Consider the following 18,347-nt stretch of genomic DNA (forward strand, 5'->3'; position numbering starts at 1 on the left):
AGAAGGAGCGAAGGTGATCCGCAGATCGTTTCTGATGCTCGCGGGCAGCGCTGTGCTGCTGTCCGCGTGCGGTTTCCAGCTGCGCGGGCAGCAGAACTACGTGTTCAAGCGCCTCGCGGTGACGGGCGCGCCGCCTGCCGTGGCGGCGCGGCTCACGCGCATGATCCAGGGCGGCAGCGATACCGTGATCGTCAAGACGGTCGCGGAAGCGGACGCGGTGCTGGGGGTCTCCGAATCGCGCGGCCAGAGCACGCTGACGCTCGACCGATACGGTTCTGTCCAGGAATACCAGCTGAACTACTCGTTGAACTACACGCTGACGAATCGCGACGGCGCGGTGCTGATCGCGCCGAGCGTGATCGCGCTGAATCGCGCGATGACGTACAACGCGCAGTTCACGAACGCGAAGGCGCAGGAAGCCGACATCCTGTTCGCGGACATGCAGAACGACGCGGTCGACCAGCTGATGCGCCGCTTCGCGATCGTCCGCACGCTGGAGCCGGCCGGGCCGGAGGACGCGGTGCCGGGCGTCGCGCCACGCGCGCCGCTGCCGCCGCCGCCGCTGTAAAGCGAGCGGCGTCTTTTCGACCGACCGAAGCCACGAACCGATGCAATTGCGACTGGACGCACTCGAGCCGCACCTCGCGAAGGGGCTCGCCGCACTGTATGTCGTGTACGGCGACGAGCCGCTGCTCGCGCAGGAGGCGTGCGACCGCATCCGCGCGGCCGCGCGCGCGGCCGGCTTTACCGAACGCAACGTGTTTACCGTCGAGCGCAGCTTCGACTGGAGCACGCTCCTGGGCGCGAGCCAGTCGATGTCGCTGTTCGGCGAGCGGCAGCTCGTCGAGCTGCGGATTCCGTCGGGCAAGCCGGGCAAGGACGGCGCCGAGGCGCTCAAGGCGCTCGCGGCCGCCGGCAATCCCGATGTGCTGACGCTCGTCACGCTGCCGCGGCTCGATGCCGCGACGCAGAAGTCCGCGTGGTTTACCGCGCTCGCGAATGGCGGCGCCGCGCTCAAGATCGACCCGGTCGAGCGCGTGCAGCTGCCGAACTGGATCGGTCAGCGGCTTGGCCTGCAGGGGCAGCGCGCCCCGGCGGGCGAGGAAGGGCGCCGCGCGCTGCAGTTCATCGCGGAGCGCGTCGAGGGCAACCTGCTGGCCGCGCACCAGGAAATCCAGAAGCTCGGCCTGCTCTATCCGCAGGGCGCGCTCACGCTCGAACAGATCCAGGACGCGGTGCTCAACGTCGCGCGCTACGACGTGTTCAAGCTCAACGAGGCGATGCTCGCGGGCGACGCGGGCCGGCTCGCGCGCATGATCGACGGCCTGAAGGGCGAGGGCGAGGCGCTCGTGCTGGTGCTGTGGGCGGTCGTCGAGGAATTGCGCACGCTGCTGCGGATCAAGCGCGGCGTGGCGGCAGGCAAGCCGCTCGCTGTGCTGGTGCGCGAGAACCGCGTATGGGGGCCGCGCGAGCGGCTGATCGGGCCGGCGCTCGCACGCGTGTCGGAGCGCGTGCTCGAACAGGCGCTGGCGTTCGCCGCGCGGCTCGATCGTCAGGTCAAGGGCCTGTCCGGCGCCGCGCCGCACGGTCGCGACGCGCCGCCGCCGGACCCGTGGGACGGCCTGTTCCAGCTGGCCATGACGGTGGCGGGCGCGCAGGCCGCGCCACCGGCTGCGGCATCGCGTCGCCCGGGCTGAGCGGGCTTCGCGCGACGCGCTTACAATCGCGATAGCGACGGCGCGCGGGCTGTCCGAAGCCCGCGCCCCTTTCCCCCCAATCGTTTGTGCCGCATGTCGCGGCCCGCCTCTCGAGTTTCACGATGGATATCGATCAATACATGACGGACGTCGGCCGGCGCGCGCGGCACGCCTCGCGCGCGATGGCGCGGGCGTCCACCGCCGCGAAGAACGCGGCGCTTGCCGCGGTCGCGACGGCGATCGAACGCGACGCCGCGGCGCTCAAGGCCGCCAATGCGCGCGATGTCGCGCGCGCGCGCGACAAGGGGCTCGACGCCGCGTTCGTCGACCGTCTCACATTGTCCGACAAGGCGCTCGCGACCATGATCGAGGGCCTGCGCCAGGTCGCCGCGCTGGCCGACCCGATCGGCGAGATCAGCAACCTCAAGTACCGGCCGAGCGGCATCCAGGTCGGCCAGATGCGGGTGCCGCTCGGGGTGATCGGCATCATCTACGAATCACGCCCGAACGTGACGATCGACGCGGCGGCGCTGTGCCTGAAGTCCGGCAACGCGACGATCCTGCGCGGCGGCTCCGAGGCGCTCGAATCGAACACCGCGCTCGCCGGGCTGATCGCCGAAGGGCTGCGCGCGGCCGGCCTGCCCGAGGATGCGGTGCAGGTGGTCGCGACCGCCGACCGCGCGGCGGTCGGCAAGCTGATCACGATGACCGAGTACGTCGACGTGATCGTGCCGCGCGGCGGCAAGAGCCTGATCGAACGCCTGATCAACGAAGCGCGCGTGCCGATGATCAAGCATCTCGACGGCATCTGCCATGTCTATGTCGACGACCGCGCGGATCTCGCCAAGGCGCTGGCCGTGTGCGACAACGCGAAGACGCATCGCTACGGCACCTGCAACACGATGGAGACGCTGCTCGTCGCGCGCGGCATCGCGGCTGCCGTGCTGCCGCCGCTGGGCCGGCTCTATCGCGGCAAGGACGTCGAGCTGCGCGTCGACGCGGCCGCGCGCGCGGTGCTCGCCGAGGCGGGCGTCGGCCCGCTCGTCGACGCGACCGAGGAAGACTGGCGCACCGAGTATCTCGCGCCGGTGCTCGCGATCCGCGTGGTGGACGACCTCGACGCGGCGATCGAGCACATCAATACGTACAGCTCCGCGCATACCGATGCGATCGTCACCGAAGATCACGATCGCGCGATGCGGTTCCTGCGCGAAGTCGATTCGGCGAGCGTGATGGTCAATGCGTCGACGCGTTTCGCGGACGGCTTCGAGTTCGGGCTCGGCGCGGAGATCGGCATCTCGAACGACAAGCTGCATGCGCGCGGGCCGGTCGGGCTCGACGGGCTCACGTCGCTGAAATACATCGTGCTCGGGCACGGTGAAGCGCGTCAATAAGGGGGGGCGAGTCGACCGATGGCCATGCTCTGGGTCAAGACCTTTCATATCGTGCTGATCGCCGCGTGGTTCGCCGGCCTGTTCTACCTGCCGCGCATCTACGTGAACCTCGCGATGGAAACCGAGCCGGCCGCGGTGCGCCGGCTGCTGATCATGGCGCGCAAGCTGTTCCGCTTCATGAGCTTCATCGCGGTGCCGGCGCTCGCGTGCGGGTTGTGGCTGTGGCTCGCGGTCGGCATCGGCCAGGGGCAGGGCTGGGTGCACGCGAAGCTCGCGGTGGTCGTGCTGCTGCTTGTCTACCACGCGTATTGCGGGCACCTGCTGGCGGTGTTCGAGCGCGGCGAGAACCGACGCTCCGACAAGTGGTATCGCGTGTTCAACGAACTGCCGGTGCTCGGCATGCTCGTGGCGGTCGCGCTCGCGGTGATCAAGCCGTTCTGAGCCTGGTTCGTCCCATGTTGTTCAAGACGGCGCCTGCGGGGCGCCGTCTTGCGTTTACGTCGGCGATATCAAGCCGACGGCGCGGGAGCGCGGGCCTCAGCCTTTCGCGTCCTTCGCGTCGGGGTCGATGCGGCGCCGCGTGATCGCCTCCTTCGCGCGGCCGAGCCGGTCGACCAGCTCGGGGCCGCGCTGCAGCGCGACGCCCACCGCGAGGATGTCGCCGATCGCGAGGTGCGACACGCGCGAGGTCATCGGCGAGAACACGTCGGTCTCCTCGGCGATGTTGGCTGCGAGGCTCACGGTCGCGAGCTTCGCGAGCGGCGAATTGCTGTGGGTGATCGACACCACCTGCGCGCCGCACGCGCGCGCGGAGCGCGCGGCGTCGACGATGTCGCGGGTGCGGCCCGTGTTCGAGATCGCGACCACCACGTCGCGCGGGCCGAGCAGCGCGGCCGACATCGAGAAGGTGTGCGGATCCGAGTAGGCGACGCTCGGCACGCCGAGCCGGAAGAACTTGTGCTGGATGTCCTGCGCGGCGATCCCCGAGCCGCCCGCGCCGTAGAACTCGATGCGCGCCGCGTTCGCGAGCAGCGCGATCGCCTCGGCGACGCTGCTCGCCGACAAGCTGTTGCGCACCTCGATCAGCGCGCCGATGGTGCGGTCGAACACCTTGCCGATGATGCCGGGCGCGGGCTCGTCGGGCTCGACGTCGCGATACACCGAGGGCACGCCGGGCGCGATGCTCTGCGCGAGCCGGATCTTGAATTCGCGAAAGCCGCTGCAGCCGAGCGCATGGCAGAAGCGCGCGATGGTCGGCTGGCTCACGCCCGCGCGCGCCGCGAGATCGGTCATCGACAGGTCGAGCACTTCGCGCGGCGCGGCCAGCACGTAGTCGGCCAGCTTGCGCTCGGACGGACGCAGTTGCGCGCGTAGCGCTTCGATTCGAGGGAGCATGAGGCGACGGAGAAAAAAGGGTTCGGGTGGGCGCTAGTATCGCAGGTTGTATTGTAGAAAATCTACAAGCCCGGATCGTGATTTGTTCGGCGCGCTCATTGTCGTGACCTAGGGTTTTTACTTAGTAATTGGCCGTATTTATTGGGCTGTTGGCTGATTCATCCCAATCCGCGCTGCACTGCTAGATTGCGATTCTGTAGTTTTTCTACTAGACTCGACGCGTTCGATCGCCGATGGCGACGTCCCCACGATTCCAGCCTGCCGGCCACGGCCGGACCTAGAGGAGCGCTCAGCATGGCCTCGCTGCACCCCACCCTCGCGACAGTGACCGAGCGCGTGATCGCGCGCAGCCAGCCGACCCGGTCGGCCTACCTCCGGCGCATCGACGATGCGCAGGGGCGCTTTCCGGCCCGCGGCGCGCTGTCCTGCGCGAACCTCGCGCACGGTTTCGCCGGCCTCGAGGGCAACGACAAGTTTGCGATCAAGGCGATCCGCGAGCCGAACATCGGCATCGTGTCCGCCTACAACGAGATGCTGAGCGCGCATGCGCCGTACAAGAGCTATCCCGATCTCATCAAGGCCGCCGCGCGCGAGGCGGGCGGCGTCGCGCAGTTCGCGGGCGGCGTGCCGGCGATGTGCGACGGCGTGACCCAGGGCAACCCGGGCATGGAACTGTCGTTGTTCTCGCGCGAGGTGATCGCGATGAGCACCGCGGTCGCGCTGACCCACAACATGTTCGACGCGGCGCTGTGCCTCGGTATTTGCGACAAGATCGTGCCAGGCCTGCTGATCGGCGCGCTGCAGTTCGGCCACCTGCCGACCATCTTCGTGCCGGCCGGTCCGATGACGAGCGGCCTGTCGAACGACGACAAGGCGAAGATCCGCCAGCAGTTCGCGACCGGGCAAGTGGGCCGCGACGCGCTGCTGGAGGCCGAATCGGCGGCATACCACGGGCATGGCACCTGCACCTTCTACGGCACCGCGAACAGCAACCAGATGCTGATGGAGGTGATGGGGCTGCATCTGCCGGGCTCGGCCTTCGTGCATCCGCACACGCCGCTGCGCGACGCGCTGACGGCGCAGGCCGCGCGGCGCGTGCTGGAACTGACCGTCGAGCGCGGCCACTACACGCCGATCGGTCACGTGGTCGACGAGAAGGCGGTCGTCAACGGGATCGTTGCGCTGCTCGCGACGGGCGGCTCGACCAATCACACGATGCACCTCGTCGCGATTGCGCGCGCGGCCGGCATCCTGATCGACTGGGACGATTTCGACGCGCTGTCGGCCGCGGTGCCGCTCCTCGCGAAGATCTACCCGAACGGCAAGGCCGACGTGAATCACTTCCACGCGGCGGGCGGCATCGCGTTCCTGGTGCGCAACCTGCTCGAAGGCGGGCTGCTGCACGGCGACGTGACGACCGTCGCGGGCAAGGGGCTCGCGCACTACACGCACGAGCCGAAGCTGCTCGACGGCGCGCTGCAGTGGGTGCCGGGCGTGGCCGAGAGCCAGGATCCGAAGGTGCTGCGGCCGATCGGCGAGCCGTTCCAGGCGGACGGCGGGCTGCGTCTGATGCAGGGCAAGCTCGGGCGCGGCGTGATCAAGATTTCGGCGGTCGCGCCCGAGCACCGCACGGTGCGGGCGCCTGCGATCGTGTTCGATTCCCAGGAGGCGGTGCAGGCCGCGTTCGATCGCGGCGAGCTGCAGCGCGATTTCGTCGCGGTGGTGCGCTTCCAGGGCGCGCGTGCGAACGGCATGCCCGAACTGCACCGTTTGACGCCGCTGCTCGGGGTGCTGCAGGATCAGGGCTTCCACGTCGCGCTGGTGACGGACGGCCGGATGTCGGGTGCATCGGGCAAGGTGCCTGCGGTGATCCACGTGTCGCCGGAAGCCTTGCTCGACGGTCCGCTCGGCAAGCTGCAGACGGGCGATCCGCTCGTGATCGACGCCGGGGCGGGCGTGCTCGACGTCGAGCTCGACGCGGCCGAGTGGGCGGCGCGCCTGCTCGCACGACCGGCGCACCAGGCGGACAACGAGGTCGGCTTCGGCCGTGAACTGTTCGGCGTGTTCCGCGCGGCGGCTGCGCCCGCCGAGCAGGGCGCGTCGGTTTTCGGGGCGCTGGTCGGCGAAGCCGCCGGCGTTCGCGCATGAACCAAGGAGTCGCATAGATGAAGACGATAGGCGAGATCGTGAAACTGGGCCCGGTGATTCCGGTGCTCGCATTCGAATCGGTGGAGCAGGGCGAACAGGTGTCGCGCGCGCTGCACGCGGGCGGCGTCAAGGTGCTCGAGATTACGCTGCGCACCGCGGCGGGGATTGCCTCGATCGAGCGCGCAAGCCAGCTCGCGGACGACATCGTCGTCGGCGTCGGCACGATCACGAAGCCCGAGCAGTGCGCGCAGGCGAAGCGCGCGGGCGCGCAGTTCGGCGTGTCGCCGGGGCTCACGCGGGAGATTCACGAGGCCGCGCGTGATGCGGGTCTGCCCTTGCTGCCGGGCGTGATGACGCCGACCGACATCATCGCGGCGCTCGAACTCGGCTACGAGATCGTCAAGTTCTTCCCGGCTCAGCAGGCGGGCGGCGTGCCGATGCTGCAGGCGTTCCACGGGCCGTTCCCGGAGCTGAGGTTTTGCCCGACGGGCGGCATCAGCGCGGCCTCCGCGCCGGACTTCCTGACGCTGCCGAATGTCGTGTGCGTGGGCGGTTCGTGGCTCACGCCGAAGGCCGCGCTCGTTGCGCAGGACTGGGCCGAGGTCACGCGCCTCGCGCAGGCGGCGAGCCAGCTCGCGCGCTGAGCGCGCGCGTCGCACCGGCAACGCAGATGCGCCGTCGCGTGGCCGATCGGCCCGACGACGCGCGTTTTGACCCTGCGTTGCGTTTTACCGCCGCGCTGGCTCGATGGGCATGGCGCGGCGGAATCCCTGCGCGCAGGGCGGCTGATTCGAGCCTGGCCGAGCGCGCCAAGTTTTTACATTCTTCAGCTTTCTCGGTCGCATCCGCCGATTTCGAGACCAGGCTCATCACCGCGCCAGGGCGGCGCACCGCCGCCGCGGCACCCGCCACGCGCGGATTTCCCCGGATGCCTTGCCAGACCGACGCATGTCCGGCGTCGAGTTCCATTTCGCCCGCTGTCGACCGCCAATGCCCCTATGCGGCGGCATGCGCCATCCGGCCGACTGGTTGCGGGTGGTGCTTGCCTGTACGTTGAGACGGACCTGCCCGGGCGCTTCGACCTCTGTGGCAGGCGTGCTTGCACCTGTCTTCGGATCTGGCGCGCGCGGCCGTACGGGGGCTCCTGTCATGCAGGAATGCAGGAGCGATAGGTCGAATTGCGAAAAGATAGCAAATTTGCTAATATGGCATTCGATTGGACGATCGTTTACTACAACGAACGCGTGAAGCGCGATGTGCTTGCGTTCCCGGTCGGGATTCTGGCGGACTACCTCAGGCTGTTGGACCTGATGCAGGAGTTCGGCGCAGATCTGCGCATGCCGTACTCCCGCGCCATGGGTAACGGGTTGTTTGAACTGCGTCCAAAGGGTAGGGAAGGCATCGGGCGAGTGTTCTATTGCACGCATGTGGGGCGGCAAGTCGTCGTGCTGCACGCCTTCGTCAAGAAGACTCAGGAAACGCCGCCGCATGAGTTGCGGATAGCGCAAATACGTTTGAGAGAGGTTCGTCATGGCTGAGGAAAAAGCAGGAAAGCGTGTCCGCGCGGCGGGATTCAATCCGGTTCCGCATACGGCGGACGATACGGCACGTCTGCTTGCCGCCGGCGGGGTCAAGGAGGCGTACGACGCGCTGGAGGATGAATACACCGCGTTGCGCGCCATCCTGTCCGCGCGCCGGGATGCCGGGCTGACCCAGGCCCAGATCGCGGAGCGGATGGGAACGACGGCGTCGGCGGTGTCGCGCCTCGAGGCGTCTCTCGCCAGCGAAAAACATTCGCCGTCGTTCGCGACGCTCAGAAAATACGCCGCGGCTTGCGGCAAGCGTCTGGTGATTTCATTTGCTTGAAGGCGCGTCCCGGTGTCGCCGAGCGCGCGGCGTCGCGCCATTCCGCTGCGCTGAAAAGTCTGATCAATCGCAAGCCCCGCGCGATTCCGCGCCAGGATGCCGCGCCCGGGTTCTCGTCCGGTCCGTCCATCCTTCCTTCACCCCCTGGAAACCGGCTCCCCGTCCGGCTCCATGGCCCCGCCCCAATCCGCTAATGCTTGTTTCATAAGGGTTTTTGCCTATGGAACCGGTTCTATCATTGACGGCTAAACGAAAGTAGAATTCAGCGTCCTTACAGACGGGGTACGCTCGGCCTGTTTCGGAGACCTGCATAGATAGCCGGACACCACGCGCACGACGCGCGTCCGGTACAAACCATTCGCAAGGAGGAGTGCCTCATGGGGGCTGTCCAAGGCAGCATGCTGCTGATCTATACCGTGATCGCGATCGCGGCGCTGATCCTGATGATCGCGCGCTACAAGATCTATCCATTCCTGGTCCTCATCATTGTTTCGCTCGGTCTCGGTCTCGTCGTCGGCATGCCGATGGACAAGATCGTGAAGTCGTTCGAGACCGGCAACGGCAACACGCTCGGCCATATCGCGATCGTCGTCGGCCTCGGCACGATGCTCGGCAAGATGATGGCCGAATCGGGCGGCGCCGAACGCATCGCGACCACGCTCATCAGTTGGTTCGGCGAGAAGAACATCCACTGGGCGATGATGTTCGTCGCGATCATCGTCGGCCTGCCGGTGTTCTTCGAGGTCGGTTTCGTGCTGCTGATCCCGATCGCGTTCAACGTCGCGAAGCGCACCGGCAAGTCGCTGCTGCTCGTCGGCCTGCCGATGGTCGCCGGCCTGTCGGTCGTGCACGGCCTGATCCCGCCGCACCCGGCCGCGCTGCTCGCGGTCCAGCAGTACGGCGCCGATATCGGCAAGACGATCGCCTACGGCCTGATCGTCGGCGTGCCGACCGCGATCATCGCGGGCCCGCTGTTCGCGCTCCTGATCAACAAGTACGTGAAGTTGCCGGAGAACAATCCGCTCGCCGCGCAGTTCGTCGAGTCGCAGGCCACGGCCAACCGCACGCGCGAGTTGCCGAGTTTCGGCATCACGCTGTTCACGATCCTGTTGCCGGTCGGCCTGATGCTGATCGGCAGCTGGGCCGACCTGGTGTTCGAGCCGAAGAGCCTGCCGAACAACCTGCTGCGTTTCGTGGGCACGTCCGACGTCGCGCTGCTGATCGCGGTGCTCGTCAGCTTCTGGACCTTCGGCGCGAAGCAGGGCTTCAACCGCGACCAGATCCAGAAGTTCTGCAGCGAGTGTCTCGCGCCGATCGCCGGCATCACGCTGATCGTCGGCGCGGGCGGCGGGTTTGGCGGTATCCTGCGTGACAGCGGCATTTCGCAGCAGATCGTCGCGACCGCGTCGCAGGCCCATCTGTCGCCGCTCCTGCTCGGCTGGTTCGTCGCCGCGCTGATCCGTCTCGCGACGGGTTCCGCGACGGTTGCGATGACCACCGCCTGCGGCATCGTTGCTCCGATCGCGGCCGCCTCGGGCGCGGCGGTGAAGCCGGAACTGCTGGTGCTCGCGACGGGCTCGGGCTCGCTGATCTTCTCGCACGTGAACGACGGTGGCTTCTGGCTGATCAAGGAATATTTCGGGATGACGGTCGGCCAGACGTTCAAGACCTGGACGCTCTGCGAAACCATCATCTCGGTCGTCGGGCTGGCATTGACGATGCTGCTCGCGGCCGTTCTGTAAGAAGGGGTAGGGAATGATTCTGATCGCAATGGGCGTCTCGGGCGCGGGCAAGACGCGCATCGGCGAATTGCTGGCCGAGCGCCTCGGGTGCAGCTTCACCGACGGCGATACGCTGCACAGCGCCGCCAACAAGGAGAAGATGCACGACGGCATCCCGCTGACCGACGACGATCGCTGGCCGTGGCTGCGCGCGATCCGCGCGGTCATCGAGGAAAAGCAGCGGGCGGGCGAGACGGCCGTGTTCACGTGCTCGTCGCTCAAGCGCTCGTACCGCGACGTGCTGCGCGGCGGCGATCGCGACGTGCGTTTCGTCTACCTGCGCGGCACCTTCGAGGTGCTGCGCGAGCGGCTCGACGCGCGCACCGACCACTTCTTCAACCCGTCGCTGCTGCAAAGCCAGCTCGACGCGCTGGAAGTGCCGGGGTCCGACGAAGCGATCGAGGTCAGTATCGAGCTGACGCCCGAGCAGATCGTCGACGAGGTCATGCGGCAGGTCGCCGAGTCGCAGCAGCGCGACTGACGTTTCGCAAGCGTCGCGCGACGCATCGATTGGAAGGCGCCCCTCGGGGCGCCTATTTTTATTCCGGGAACGCAGTGGCGCCGCTCGCGCCCTGGCGGGCGATGCCGTCGAGCAGCACCTCCAGCATCGTGTCGTGGACGTGCGTCGGATCGAGGTGCGCGTACAGCGGTGCGGCCTCGCGCACGAGCGGATGGCCGGCGGCGGGCAGCGCCGCGATTTCCGCGAGTTCGACGTCGTTGGCGGGCCGGGTCAGCCCGCCCGTCTCGGCCGCCGCGAGCCCGATCACGCTCGCGTACCAGCCGACGCACACGCACGGCCGCGCCGCAGGCGCGATGCCGGCGTCGGCCAGCGCGCGGTGCACGGTCTCGATGTGGGCGAGATCGGCGGGGCCGGTGCTGACGTGGCGCAGCAGCAAGCCGAACGCAGCCGGATGCGCGAGCGCGAGCGCGCGGTACTGGCGCGCGAGATCGAGCAGGCGCGCGCGCCACGGCAGCGCGGGGTCGGCCGGCACGAGCGAGCGCGACAGCGCATTCGCGATCGCGCGGCTCAGGCCTTCCTTCGACTTGAAGTGATAGAGCACGCTCATCGGATCGCAGCCGATCGTCTGCGCGAGCTTGCGCACGCTGAACGCGGCTTCGCCGACCTCATCGAGCAGTTGCAGCGCGGCCGCGACGATCGCGTCCTTGTCGAGGCCGCGCGGGCCCTGGGCGGGTTTGTCCTTCATGGCGTGAAACGGCGGCGCGGCAGCGCACCCGGCCTGTAATCTTGACGAAAGCTATTCTACAACGTAGAATTATTTCTGCGGTGTAGAAATTGGGTGTCCCGGCCGCCTTCAAACGTGCTCGCGCACATGTCCGGGAATCATGCGGCTCCTTGCGGAGCTGCCGTCAACATGGCCTTCGCGCCGTCTCTTTCGTTGACACCCAAGTGGAACCGGCTGCCCCACCCGCGATGCCAGGATGGCAAATCGATGGCGGCCCAAGACCATGCAAGTGCGAACATGACTTCGAATGCTCCTTTGATCCTCGACGACGCGCGTTTCGGCGCGACGCGTCTGAATCTCGAATCCAGCAACTGGAACTGGTGCGATCCCGCGCGCTACGACGGCGCGCATCCGGCCAACTACTACGAGGCGTCGCTGTCGCGTTGGGATAACGCCGCGCCGCTTGCGTGCGACGTGCGTTGCGACGTGCTCGTGATCGGCGCGGGCCTGCTCGGCGCCTCGGCGGCGCTGCATCTCGCCGAAGCCGGTGTCGAGACGATCCTGGTCGACAAGCATCAGACCGGCTCGGCGGCGTCGGGCCGCAACGGCGGCCAGCTGACGCCGGGGCTTGCGCGCTGGGAAGCCGCGGACATGATCGAGCAGCTGTCGCACGACGACGCGAAGCGTCTGTGGCGCTTCGCGTCGTCGGAGTCGATGGAACTGATCGACGCGCTCGGCGCGCGCTACGCGCTGGACCTCGACCGCCAGCGCGGCCATGTCACGGCCGCGGTGCACCCGGGCCACATGAGCGCGCTGCTCGACGGCGCGGACGCGCGCCGCAGCCTCGGCGATGCGAGCGTCACGCTGGCCGGCAGGCACCAGCTGCGCGCCGAGTACGTGCGCTCGGCGCTGTACCACGGCGCGGCGATCGACGCGCTCGGCGGCCAGCTTCACCCGCTCGCGCTGGCGCGCGGCCTGGTCCACGGTTTCCGGCTGAACGGCGGCGCGCTGTACGAGGGCACCGAGGTGCTCAGTCTCGACGAGACGCCGCAAGGCGTGGTCGCGACGACGCCGGGCGGCACGATCACTGCGCGCAGGGGCGTGGTGCTCGCGCTGCACAACACGACGTTCCGGCTGCTCGACGACGGGGCCGCGACGACCGTGCCGTTCTTTACCTACGTGAGCGTGACGAAGCCGCTCGACGTCGATCTGGCGGAACTGATGCCGGCGGGCATGCCGGTGTACGACACGCAGTTCCAGATCGACTACTACCGGCCGGTGCGCGGCAACCGCCTGCTGTTCGGCGGCCAGGGTACCGGCAGCTGTTGGGCGCAGCCGGAGGTGATCGCATATCTGCTCGAGCGTCTGCGCACGGTATTCCCGCAGGCCGCCGACGGTTTCGCGCTCGACTCCTGCTGGAGCGGCGTCAGCGATTTCACGTTGAACGGCGCGACCGACAGCCGCAAGACCGACAGCCGCGTGCCGATGTACATGGTGCAGGGCTGGAGCGGTCATGGCGTCGCGCAGACGGTGCGGATCGGCAAGGCGATCAGCGACGACTTCGTCGGCCGCAACGACGACTTCTCGATGCTGACCGCGATCGACCATCGCGCGATTCCGCTGGGCCGTCAGCTGTCGCCGGTGGCGATCCCGGCCGCGAAGGCGGCGATGAGCGTGATGAGCGCGCTCAATCCGGGCAAGATGATTTCGTTCTGATCGCGGGCGGCCCGTCGTCACGCACCAATGAAAACGCCCGGCGCGCAAAGCGCCGGGCGTTTCGTCATGCGGGGAAACGTCGCGCGTCAGGCGATCCGCTTCGCCAGCTCGACGGCCTTGCCGATGTAGGAGCCCGGCGTCATCGCGAGCAGGTGGTCCTTTGCGTCCTGCGGGATCGCGAGGCCGTTGATGAAGACCTGCAGCGCGTCGCGCGTGATGCCCTTGCCGCGCGTCAGTTCCTTCAGCTGCTCGTACGGATTCTCGATGCCGTAGCGGCGCATCACCGTCTGCACCGGCTCGGCCAGCACTTCCCAGCAGTTGTCGAGATCGTCGTTCAGGCGCTGCGGATTCACCTCGAGCTTGTCGAGGCCGCGGATCAGCGAGTCGTAGGCGAGCAGCGAGTAGCCGAGCGCGACGCCGATGTTGCGCAGCACGGTCGAGTCGGTCAGGTCGCGCTGCCAGCGCGACACGGGCAGCTTGTCGGCGAGGTGGCGCAGCGTCGCGTTCGCGAGGCCGAGATTGCCTTCCGAGTTCTCGAAGTCGATCGGATTGACCTTGTGCGGCATCGTCGACGAGCCGATCTCGCCCGCCTTGGTCTTCTGCTTGAAATAGCCGAGCGCGATATAGCCCCACACGTCGCGGTCGAGATCGAGCAGGATCGTGTTCGCGCGCGCGACGGCGTCGAACAGTTCGGCCATGTAGTCGTGCGGCTCGATCTGGATCGTGTACGGGTTGAACGCGAGCTTCAGGCGCTGTTCGATCACGTCGCGCGCGAAGCGCTCCCAGTCGAATTCCGGATAGGCGGACAGGTGCGCGTTGAAGTTGCCGACCGCGCCGTTCATCTTGCCGAGGATCTCGACCTTCTCGATGCGCTCGATCGCGCGCGCGAGGCGCGCCGCGACGTTGGCGATTTCCTTGCCGAGCGTGGTCGGGCTCGCGGGCTGGCCGTGCGTGCGCGACAGCATCGGCTGCTCGGCCTGCGCGTGGGCGAGCGCGACGAGGCGCTGGTGGACGGTGCGCAGCGCGGGCAGGATCACGTGCGTGCGCGCGCCGGCCAGCATCATGCCGTGCGAGGTGTTGTTGATGTCCTCGGAGGTGCACGCGAAATGGATGAATTCGCTGGCCTTCTCCAGTTCGGCCTGGCCCTTGACCGATTCCTTGAGCCAGTACTCGACGGCCTTCACGTCGTGGTTCGTGACGCGCTCGATGTCCTTGATGCGTGCGGCGTCGTGCGCGGTGAAGCGCTCGACGAGCTGCAGCAGGAACTGCTCGGCCGCCTCGGAGAAGCGCGGTACTTCGGCGAAGCCGGCGCGCGACAGCGCGATCAACCAGTGCACCTCGACGGTGACGCGGTGGCGCATGAACGCGGCTTCGGACAGCCACTCGCGCAGCGCGTCGGTCTTGCTGGCGTAGCGGCCGTCGAGCGGCGACAGCGCGGTGAGGGCGAAAAGGGTATCGGGACGGGTGTCGGACATGATCGGGCGGGGCGCGTGGCCGGTTCGAGCGTGAAGGGGAGAACCGCCAATTTTACCATCGGCGCGCGCCGGCCCCGCGATCGCGCGGCCCGGCGCGCCGCGCCGTAGAATGCGGGCTTCCCACTTGTCCGCACGCGCAGCAAAGGCCCGCATGGAACTGAAATGGCTCGAAGACTTCGTCTCGCTCGCGGAAACCCGCAGCTTCAGCCGCTCGGCCGAGCTGCGGCACGTGTCGCAGCCGGCGTTCTCGCGCCGCATCCAGGCGCTCGAGGCCTGGCTCGGCACCGAACTGATCGATCGTTCGGTCTATCCGACCCGCGTCACCCAGGCCGGGCAGGTGTTCTACGAGCAGGCGCTCGCGATGCTGTCCCAGGCGCACGAGGCGCGCACGCTGCTGCGCGGCCATGTGGTGGCGCCGGTGCCGACCATCGAGTTCGCGGTGCCGCACACGCTCGCGCTCACTTATTTCCCGCGCTGGCTGCAGCGGATCGAGGCGAAGATGGGCCAGGTGCATACGCGGCTGCGCGCGCTCAATGTGCACGACGCGGTGCTGTCGCTGGTCGAGGGCGGCTGCGACCTGGTGATGGCCTATCACCATCCGAGCCACCCGGTCGCGCTCGATCCGGCGCGCTACGACATGCTGACGATCGGGATCGAGCCGATCAGCCCGTTCTCCGCGCCGGCGCGCGCGGGCCGCGCCCGCTACGCGCTGCCGGGCGAGGCGGACGCGCCGGTGCCGTACCTGTCGTATACGCCGAACGCCTACCTGGGCCGGATGACCGAGGTGATCATCGCCAATGCGCGGATGCCGCTGTTCCTCGACAAGGTCTATGAAACCGACATGGCGGAGGGCCTGAAGGCGATGGCGCTCGCGGGCCACGGCATCGCCTTCCTGCCGCACAGCGCCGTGGAGGACGCGGTCGCGGGCGGCCGGCTGATCCGGCTCGACCGGCCGGCCAAGGGCGGCGCGGAGCCGTTCACGCTGACCATGGAGATCCGCCTGTATCACGACAAGGTGGCCGCGCAGGGCGACGAGCCGCGCCAGCGGCTGGTGCGCGCGCTGTGGGACGTGGTGCGCGACGAACTCGAGCGCGGCGCGCGCTGAGCGGTCCGGGCCCGCGCAATCGCGGGTCGATTGCCGCCGTTCGCGCGGCATGCACGGGGTTTTTCACGCAAAAGCCCGATCATGCAAGAAACGCATAATCGAATAAGCAAACGGCATTGGATTTCGCCAGGCGCTTTTTCGACAATGTGCGCACTCGTTGACCGTTGGAGAATCCATGTCTTCGCAATTGCAGTCCATCCCGTCCTACCTGCACGCCGACGATCTCGGCCCGTGGGGCAACTATCTGCAGCAAGTCGATCGCGTCGCGCCGTACCTCGGCTCGCTGTCGCGCTGGCTGGAAACGCTGAAGCGCCCGAAGCGCATCCTGATCGTCGACGTGCCGATCGAGCTCGACAACGGCACGGTCGCGCACTTCGAGGGCTACCGCGTGCAGCACAACGTGTCGCGCGGCCCGGGCAAGGGCGGCGTGCGCTACCACCAGGACGTGACGCTGTCGGAAGTGATGGCGCTGTCCGCGTGGATGTCGGTGAAGAACGCGGCGGTCAACGTGCCGTACGGCGGCGCGAAGGGCGGCATCCGCGTCGACCCGCGCAAGCTGTCGCGCGGTGAGCTGGAGCGCGTCACGCGCCGCTACACGAGCGAAATCGGCATCATCATCGGCCCGAACACCGATATTCCGGCGCCGGACGTCAACACCAACGAACAGGTGATGGCGTGGATGATGGACACCTACTCGATGAACCAGGGCCAGACCGCAACCGGCGTCGTGACCGGCAAGCCGATCGCGCTCGGCGGTTCGCTGGGCCGTAAGGAAGCGACGGGCCGCGGCGTGTTCGTGGTCGGTTGCGAAGCGGCGCAGAAGAAGGGCGTCGAGATCAACGGCGCGCGCATCGCGGTGCAGGGCTTCGGCAACGTCGGCGGGATCGCCGCACGGCTGTTCCAGGAAGCGGGCGCGAAGATCGTGGCCGTGCAGGACCACACCGGGACGATCCACCAGCCGGCCGGCCTGGATTCGGTCAAGCTGCTCGATCACGTGGCCCGCACGGGCGGCGTCGCGGGCTTCGAGGGCGCCGAGCCGATGCCGAACGACGAGTTCTGGACGGTCGAGACCGAGATCCTGATCCCGGCCGCGCTCGAGAACCAGATCACCGAGAAGAACGCGGCGAAGATCCGCACCAAGATCGTCGTCGAGGGCGCGAACGGCCCGACCACGACGGCCGCGGACGACATCCTGACCGCCAACGGCGTGCTGGTGATCCCCGACGTGATCGCCAACGCGGGCGGCGTGACCGTGTCGTACTTCGAATGGGTGCAGGATTTCTCGAGCTTCTTCTGGACCGAGGACGAGATCAACCATCGCCTGGAGCGCGTGATGCGCGAAGCCTTCACGGGCGTGTGGGCGGTGGCCGAGGAGCACAAGGTGTCGGTGCGCACGGCGGCGTTCATCGTCGCGTGCAAGCGGATCCTGATGGCGCGCGAGCTGCGCGGTCTGTACCCCTGATCAATCGACGACGATCACTTGATGCTGCGGCCGGAAGGCTGCATCATGTCCCTTTCGCGGGCGGCGCCGGTTCCGGCGCCGCCCGTTTGCGCATGCGGGCCCCGGGTCCGCCGCGCACCCGCACCGAAGTATGGTTAAAAGCATTACTTTCAGAAAAATTACTTTGATAAACTGGCGCGGGTTTTCGCCAAGGAGATGACCACAATGAAGTTCCAGAAAGCAATTCTGATGGCCGCCGCGCTCAGCGCCTTTGCTGGCGGCGCCATCGCGCAGGAGACCGGCACGCTCAAGAAGATCAAGGATACGGGCGTGATTGCACTGGGTCACCGCGAATCTTCGATTCCGTTCTCGTATTACGATGAAAAGCAGCAGGTGGTCGGCTACTCGCGCGACTTCCAGATGAAGGTCGTCGATGCGGTCAAGAAGAAGCTGAGCCTGCCCAACCTGCAGGTCCGCAACATTCCGGTGACGTCGCAGAACCGCATCCCGCTCGTGCAGAACGGCACGGTCGACATCGAGTGCGGCTCGACGACGAACAACCTCGATCGCCAGAAGCAGGCCGCGTTCTCCGACACGATCTTCGTGATCGGCACGCGCCTGATGACGTCGAAGGATTCGGGCATCAAGGACTTCCCGGACCTGAAGGGCAAGACCGTCGTGACGACGGCGGGCACCACCTCGGAACGTCTGCTGCGCGCGATGAACAACGAAAAGCAGATGGGCATGAACATCATCAGCGCGAAGGATCACGGCGAATCGTTCCAGACGCTGGAAACGGGCCGCGCCGCCGCGTTCATGATGGATGACGCGCTGCTCGCGGGCGAGCGTGCGAAGGCGAAGCAGCCGGGCAACTGGGTGATCGTCGGCACCGCGCAGTCGCAGGAAGCGTATGGCTGCATGATGCGCAAGGACGATCCGGCGTTCAAGAAGCTGGTCGACGACGCGATTTCGGACGTCGAGAAGTCGGGCGAGGCGGTGAAGATCTACTCGAAGTGGTTCGAGAACCCGATCCCGCCGAAGGGCCTGAATCTGAACTTCCCGCTGTCCGATGCGATGAAGAAGCTGTACGCGAACCCGAACGACAAGGCGCTCGACTGATTCCGCGTCCATCCATGCACTGAAAG

The 18,347-nt window shown here is 67.5% G+C and carries 17 protein-coding genes; 14 read left to right on the top strand and 3 right to left on the bottom strand.

Annotated features, from left to right (window positions below):
* Window positions 1-13 precede the first annotated feature (13 nt).
* The 4 genes from AC1RQF_RS12715 to AC1RQF_RS12730 all read left to right on the top strand — a co-directional run bounded on the left by AC1RQF_RS12715 (window position 14) and on the right by AC1RQF_RS12730 (window position 3,532).
* The gene (locus AC1RQF_RS12715) at window positions 14-568 is read left to right on the top strand and encodes an LPS-assembly lipoprotein LptE (RefSeq protein ID WP_274001138.1); all 555 of its coding nucleotides are present in this window, start codon (window positions 14-16) and stop codon (window positions 566-568) included.
* A 40-nt stretch (window positions 569-608) separates the two neighbouring features.
* Window positions 609-1,697: a DNA polymerase III subunit delta gene (gene holA / locus AC1RQF_RS12720; RefSeq protein ID WP_492872169.1), complete on the top strand. Its 1,089-nt coding sequence runs from the start codon at window positions 609-611 to the stop codon at window positions 1,695-1,697.
* A 122-nt stretch (window positions 1,698-1,819) separates the two neighbouring features.
* A complete protein-coding gene (locus tag AC1RQF_RS12725; protein WP_274001141.1) occupies window positions 1,820-3,091 on the top strand; it encodes a glutamate-5-semialdehyde dehydrogenase in 1,272 nt (423 codons plus the stop codon).
* A gap of 18 nt (window positions 3,092-3,109) precedes the next feature.
* Window positions 3,110-3,532: a CopD family protein gene (locus AC1RQF_RS12730; protein WP_274001142.1), complete on the top strand. Its 423-nt coding sequence runs from the start codon at window positions 3,110-3,112 to the stop codon at window positions 3,530-3,532.
* 96 nt (window positions 3,533-3,628) lie between these two features.
* On the opposite strand, the gene AC1RQF_RS12735 is transcribed toward AC1RQF_RS12730, so the two are convergent.
* Window positions 3,629-4,486 (bottom strand): MurR/RpiR family transcriptional regulator, encoded by an 858-nt coding sequence (locus tag AC1RQF_RS12735; RefSeq protein WP_492872170.1) that lies wholly within the window; start codon window positions 4,484-4,486, stop codon window positions 3,629-3,631.
* A 294-nt stretch (window positions 4,487-4,780) separates the two neighbouring features.
* Between AC1RQF_RS12735 and edd the strand changes: the two genes are divergently transcribed.
* From edd to AC1RQF_RS12765, 6 genes are all read left to right on the top strand, one after another.
* Window positions 4,781-6,634: a phosphogluconate dehydratase gene (edd, locus tag AC1RQF_RS12740; RefSeq protein WP_492872171.1), complete on the top strand. Its 1,854-nt coding sequence runs from the start codon at window positions 4,781-4,783 to the stop codon at window positions 6,632-6,634.
* A 17-nt stretch (window positions 6,635-6,651) separates the two neighbouring features.
* Window positions 6,652-7,278 (top strand): bifunctional 4-hydroxy-2-oxoglutarate aldolase/2-dehydro-3-deoxy-phosphogluconate aldolase, encoded by a 627-nt coding sequence (eda, locus tag AC1RQF_RS12745; RefSeq protein WP_274001145.1) that lies wholly within the window; start codon window positions 6,652-6,654, stop codon window positions 7,276-7,278.
* 561 nt (window positions 7,279-7,839) lie between these two features.
* The gene (locus AC1RQF_RS12750; RefSeq protein WP_274001146.1) at window positions 7,840-8,172 is read left to right on the top strand and encodes a type II toxin-antitoxin system RelE/ParE family toxin; all 333 of its coding nucleotides are present in this window, start codon (window positions 7,840-7,842) and stop codon (window positions 8,170-8,172) included.
* Window positions 8,165-8,500, top strand: a complete 336-nt coding sequence (locus tag AC1RQF_RS12755; RefSeq protein ID WP_274001148.1) for a helix-turn-helix domain-containing protein — start codon at window positions 8,165-8,167, stop codon at window positions 8,498-8,500. The genes AC1RQF_RS12750 and AC1RQF_RS12755 overlap by 8 nt, the downstream gene beginning before the upstream one ends.
* 377 nt (window positions 8,501-8,877) lie before the next feature.
* Window positions 8,878-10,242 carry a GntT/GntP/DsdX family permease gene (locus tag AC1RQF_RS12760; protein ID WP_274001150.1) on the top strand — a complete coding sequence of 455 codons (1,365 nt, stop codon included), beginning with the start codon at window positions 8,878-8,880 and terminating at the stop codon, window positions 10,240-10,242.
* Window positions 10,243-10,255: 13 nt separating this feature from the next.
* Window positions 10,256-10,762, top strand: coding sequence for a gluconokinase (locus AC1RQF_RS12765; protein WP_492872172.1), 507 nt, complete (start codon window positions 10,256-10,258; stop codon window positions 10,760-10,762).
* Window positions 10,763-10,820: 58 nt separating this feature from the next.
* Here AC1RQF_RS12765 and AC1RQF_RS12770 read toward each other — a convergent pair whose 3' ends face one another.
* Window positions 10,821-11,486 carry a TetR/AcrR family transcriptional regulator gene (locus AC1RQF_RS12770; RefSeq protein WP_274001154.1) on the bottom strand — a complete coding sequence of 222 codons (666 nt, stop codon included), beginning with the start codon at window positions 11,484-11,486 and terminating at the stop codon, window positions 10,821-10,823.
* Between the two features lie 276 nt (window positions 11,487-11,762).
* Here AC1RQF_RS12770 and AC1RQF_RS12775 point away from each other — a divergent pair, with 276 nt between their 5' ends.
* Window positions 11,763-13,181 (top strand): NAD(P)/FAD-dependent oxidoreductase, encoded by a 1,419-nt coding sequence (locus tag AC1RQF_RS12775; protein WP_492872173.1) that lies wholly within the window; start codon window positions 11,763-11,765, stop codon window positions 13,179-13,181.
* Between the two features lie 86 nt (window positions 13,182-13,267).
* Here the strand turns inward: AC1RQF_RS12775 and purB are convergent, their stop codons facing one another.
* A complete protein-coding gene (gene purB, locus AC1RQF_RS12780) occupies window positions 13,268-14,656 on the bottom strand; it encodes an adenylosuccinate lyase (protein WP_274001158.1) in 1,389 nt (462 codons plus the stop codon).
* A gap of 151 nt (window positions 14,657-14,807) precedes the next feature.
* On the opposite strand from purB, the gene AC1RQF_RS12785 reads away from it, so the two are divergent.
* The 3 genes from AC1RQF_RS12785 (at window position 14,808) to AC1RQF_RS12795 (ending at window position 18,321) form a co-directional block, all read left to right on the top strand.
* Window positions 14,808-15,761: a LysR substrate-binding domain-containing protein gene (locus tag AC1RQF_RS12785; RefSeq protein ID WP_274001160.1), complete on the top strand. Its 954-nt coding sequence runs from the start codon at window positions 14,808-14,810 to the stop codon at window positions 15,759-15,761.
* Between the two features lie 175 nt (window positions 15,762-15,936).
* Window positions 15,937-17,223 (top strand): Glu/Leu/Phe/Val family dehydrogenase, encoded by a 1,287-nt coding sequence (locus tag AC1RQF_RS12790; protein WP_274001161.1) that lies wholly within the window; start codon window positions 15,937-15,939, stop codon window positions 17,221-17,223.
* Window positions 17,224-17,427: 204 nt separating this feature from the next.
* Complete coding sequence (locus AC1RQF_RS12795; RefSeq protein ID WP_274001162.1) at window positions 17,428-18,321, top strand: glutamate/aspartate ABC transporter substrate-binding protein; 894 nt, start codon at window positions 17,428-17,430, stop codon at window positions 18,319-18,321.
* Window positions 18,322-18,347 lie beyond the last annotated feature (26 nt).

This window comes from Burkholderia sp. GW821-FHT14F03 (assembly GCF_058803765.1).

Coding starts and splice junctions, on each gene's coding strand:
- holA (WP_492872169.1), top strand. CDS start 609: ATGCAATTGCGACTGGACGCACTCGAGCCGCACCTCGCGAAGGGGCTC.
- AC1RQF_RS12725 (WP_274001141.1), top strand. CDS start 1,820: ATGGATATCGATCAATACATGACGGACGTCGGCCGGCGCGCGCGGCAC.
- AC1RQF_RS12730 (WP_274001142.1), top strand. CDS start 3,110: ATGGCCATGCTCTGGGTCAAGACCTTTCATATCGTGCTGATCGCCGCG.
- AC1RQF_RS12735 (WP_492872170.1), bottom strand. CDS start 4,486: ATGCTCCCTCGAATCGAAGCGCTACGCGCGCAACTGCGTCCGTCCGAG.
- edd (WP_492872171.1), top strand. CDS start 4,781: ATGGCCTCGCTGCACCCCACCCTCGCGACAGTGACCGAGCGCGTGATC.
- eda (WP_274001145.1), top strand. CDS start 6,652: ATGAAGACGATAGGCGAGATCGTGAAACTGGGCCCGGTGATTCCGGTG.
- AC1RQF_RS12750 (WP_274001146.1), top strand. CDS start 7,840: ATGGCATTCGATTGGACGATCGTTTACTACAACGAACGCGTGAAGCGC.
- AC1RQF_RS12755 (WP_274001148.1), top strand. CDS start 8,165: ATGGCTGAGGAAAAAGCAGGAAAGCGTGTCCGCGCGGCGGGATTCAAT.
- AC1RQF_RS12760 (WP_274001150.1), top strand. CDS start 8,878: ATGGGGGCTGTCCAAGGCAGCATGCTGCTGATCTATACCGTGATCGCG.
- AC1RQF_RS12765 (WP_492872172.1), top strand. CDS start 10,256: ATGATTCTGATCGCAATGGGCGTCTCGGGCGCGGGCAAGACGCGCATC.
- AC1RQF_RS12770 (WP_274001154.1), bottom strand. CDS start 11,486: ATGAAGGACAAACCCGCCCAGGGCCCGCGCGGCCTCGACAAGGACGCG.
- AC1RQF_RS12775 (WP_492872173.1), top strand. CDS start 11,763: ATGACTTCGAATGCTCCTTTGATCCTCGACGACGCGCGTTTCGGCGCG.
- purB (WP_274001158.1), bottom strand. CDS start 14,656: ATGTCCGACACCCGTCCCGATACCCTTTTCGCCCTCACCGCGCTGTCG.
- AC1RQF_RS12785 (WP_274001160.1), top strand. CDS start 14,808: ATGGAACTGAAATGGCTCGAAGACTTCGTCTCGCTCGCGGAAACCCGC.
- AC1RQF_RS12790 (WP_274001161.1), top strand. CDS start 15,937: ATGTCTTCGCAATTGCAGTCCATCCCGTCCTACCTGCACGCCGACGAT.
- AC1RQF_RS12795 (WP_274001162.1), top strand. CDS start 17,428: ATGAAGTTCCAGAAAGCAATTCTGATGGCCGCCGCGCTCAGCGCCTTT.